A 2,918-nucleotide genomic window follows, 5' to 3' on the forward strand; every position below is an offset into this window, starting at 1 on the left:
GCATGTGGTAGTAGTCGTACATGATCCCGAGCCGGGGCGAGCCGACGGACGCGACGATCTCGGCCGCCTGGTCCGTCCCGGTCAGGAAGTAGCCCGGCACGTCGCGCGTGTTCAGCGGCTCGATCAGCAGGCGGAGGTCCGCGCCCTCGGCGAGGTCCGCCGCATGGGCCAGCGCGTCGCGGAAGGCGTGTGCGGCCTCCGGGCCCTGTGCCCGGCCCGCCATCACATGCACCATGCCGGCGCCCGCCGCGCGCGCATAGCCGATGGCCTGCGCGATGGCCGCCCGCGCCTCCGCCCCGCGCCCGGGCAGGGCGGAGAGGCCGAATTCCCCCGCGCCGCCCCGGACGGTGTTGAGCGAGAGGCAGGGCAGACCCCCCTCCGCGAGCGCGGCCCGAAGCGCGCCCGGATCGGTATCGTAGGGCCAGTGCAGTTCGACCGCGTCGAAGCCGTCCGCCGCCGCCGCGCCGATGCGCTCGAGGAGCGGCAGGTCCGCGTAGAGGAAGCCGAGATTGGCCGAGACCCGGGGGGCGTTCATGCGGGCGTTCATGCGGGCATTCATGGACGCTTTCATGCCGCGAGCCAGTCCGCCAGCGCCGCCGAGGTCTCGACCGGCCGCTCCAGCGTCGGCAGGTGGCCAGCCCCCTCGATGATCGCAAGGCGCGAGCCGGGGACGAGAGCGTGCATCAGTTCGTGCCGCTCCACCGGGCAGAGCGCGTCCTCCCGCCCGCAGAGGACGAGCGTGGGAACCCGGACGCCGCGCAGCGTCTCCTGCCGGTCGGCCCGGTCGCGGAGCGCGACGGACTGCCGCTCGAACACCTCCGGCCCGAGGTCGAGCGCCATCTCCATGCAGAGGTCGAGCACCCCCGCCCGCCGCGCGCCATGGGCGAGATAGTTGGGCTTCAGCTCCTCGCGCATGACGCGGGCGAGCCCGCCTTGCCGCACCGCCTCGATCTGGGGCGCGCGGCGGGCCTTGACCTCGGGCAGTTCGGCGCGCGGATTGGTGTCGAGGAGCGCCAGCCGCTCCACCCGCTCCGGCGCCTGCGCCATCAGCTCCATCGCGACGATCCCGCCCATGGAAAGCCCCGCGAGCGCAAAGCGTTGCGGGGCATCCCTCAGGATGTCCCTACAAATGTCGGGAATGGTCGAAGCGCGCGTGATATCTCCCACCAGAACCTCGCGTTTCCGCGCCAGCGCCGCGATCTGCGGCCCGAAGAGCCGCCCGTCGCACATCATCCCCGGCAGGAGGAGGAGCGGCGTCGTCATGCCACCTTCCGGGCACCCTCGGCCATGGCGGCGAGCTTGGCATAGGCGATTTCCGGGTCGACCGAGCCGAAGCCCGCGAAGGTCCCGAAGCCGCAGTCGCTGCCCGCGATCACGCGATCCGCCCCCACGATGTCCACGAAGTGCTGCAAACGTTGCGCCACAAGCTCCGGATGTTCCACGAAATTTGTTGTCGTGTCGAGGACGCCGGGCACCAGTACCTTGTCCTCGGGAATGTCGTCCTTGCGGTCGCGGAAGACGCGCCACTCGTGGCCGTGGCGGGGGTTCGAGGTTTCGAAGAGGACGTAGCGCGCCCTGGCCCCCATCAGCGTGTCGAACATCGTCGCCATGGGGATGTCGCAGACATGCGGCCCCTCGTAGTTGCCCCAGCAGATGTGGATGCGCACCCGCTCCTCGGGGATGTCGCGGAGCGCGTGGTTCAGCGCCTCGACATGCGAGGCCGCGACCTTCACGAACTCAGCGTCCGAGAGGTCGGTGAACAGCATGTGCCGCGACAGCGCGAGATCGGGACAGTCGAGTTGCAGGTCGAGCCCGGCGGCGACGATCGTCTCGTATTCCGCCTTCATCGCGTCGGCCAGGGCGGCGAGATAGGCGTCCCGCGTCGGGTAGTGGGCGTTCTGGAGGAACAGGCTGATGACGCCGGGGCTCGCGGCGTTCATGAAGCCCTTCGCGACCCCGTGCGCCGCCATCGCGGCTTGCAGGTTCGCGATATCCTTCCCCAGCTCGCCCTGCCCCTTTGACTTCACCTCGCCGACGCACATCGGCCGCGCGTATTTCGGTGTCCCGCCGGAATTCGCAAGCCTTTGCAGGAAGCTGGGAAAAAGTTTCAGGTCGGCGGGCGCGTTCCTCGGGCTGTCTCCGTCAAAGCCGGTGTACCGGTCCTTGACGTAGGTGGCATAGGATATTTTCGACGTTTCTCCATCGGAGACGATATCCACACCCGCCGCCTTCTGCTTGCCGACCGTCTCCATCACGGCCTCGGCCATGGCGGCGTCGAAGGCGGCCTCGTCGTAGGCTTCGCGCCGCTCGCGGGCGAATATGAAGTCGACGACCTTCTGCGTGCGCGGCAGCGATCCGACATGGGTGGTGAGCAGCGGCATGGGGTCCTCCCTCGGGGTCACTCGGGCAGCGTGCGGGCGAGGAAGGCCCGCCAGTTACCGTGGCAGATGCGGGCGATCAGGTCCTCGCCGAAGTCGGCCTCGCGCATGGCCGCGACGAGGGCCTGCAACTCGGCGGCCGAGCCCAGCCCCTCCGGCATCGGTGCGCCGTCGAAGTCCGAGCCGAGGCCGATGCGGTCCTCGCCCGCGACCTCGACCATGTGCGCGAGGTGGCGGACGGCAAAGCCGATCCCGCCCTCGGGCGACCGCCTGCCGTCGGGGCGCAGGAACATCGTGCCGAAGTTGAGGCCGACCATGCCCCCCGTCTCGCCCACGGCGCGCAGCTGCGCATCGGTCAGGTTCCGCGCGGTCAGCGACACGGCGCAGGCGTTGGAATGCGTCGCCACCAGCGGCAGCCCCTCCTCCGCGATGTCCCAGAAGCCGCGCATCGTGATGTGGCTCCAATCGACGACCATGCCCCGGACGCGGCAGGCGCGGACGAGGGCGCGCCCCGCCTCGGTCAGCCCCGGCCCCGTGTCG

At 70.3% G+C, this 2,918-nt stretch carries 4 protein-coding genes; all 4 read right to left on the reverse strand.

The window, feature by feature from the left end; genetic code table 11:
* On the reverse strand, positions 1–535 hold a 535-nt coding region (locus ACTS11_RS19235), incomplete at its 3' end, for a TIM barrel protein (RefSeq protein WP_442641902.1).
* 32 nt (positions 536–567) lie between these two features.
* A complete protein-coding gene (locus ACTS11_RS19240; RefSeq protein WP_442641903.1) occupies positions 568–1,263 on the reverse strand; it encodes an alpha/beta fold hydrolase in 696 nt (231 codons plus the stop codon).
* A complete protein-coding gene (locus ACTS11_RS19245; protein WP_442641904.1) occupies positions 1,260–2,381 on the reverse strand; it encodes a cobalamin-independent methionine synthase II family protein in 1,122 nt (373 codons plus the stop codon). The genes ACTS11_RS19240 and ACTS11_RS19245 overlap by 4 nt, the downstream gene beginning before the upstream one ends.
* Positions 2,382–2,398: 17 nt before the next feature.
* A partial coding sequence (locus ACTS11_RS19250; protein WP_442641905.1) for a dipeptidase occupies positions 2,399–2,918 on the reverse strand: 520 nt, incomplete at its 5' end.

This window comes from Roseicyclus sp., from assembly GCF_052168335.1.
Classification (GTDB): Bacteria; Pseudomonadota; Alphaproteobacteria; order Rhodobacterales; family Rhodobacteraceae; genus Roseibacterium.

Bases quoted from the DNA above. Each gene is read 5' to 3' on its own strand.
- ACTS11_RS19245 (WP_442641904.1), bottom strand. From the start codon at position 2,381: ATGCCGCTGCTCACCACCCATGTCGGATCGCTGCCGCGCACGCAGAAG.
- ACTS11_RS19240 (WP_442641903.1), bottom strand. From the start codon at position 1,263: ATGACGACGCCGCTCCTCCTCCTGCCGGGGATGATGTGCGACGGGCGG.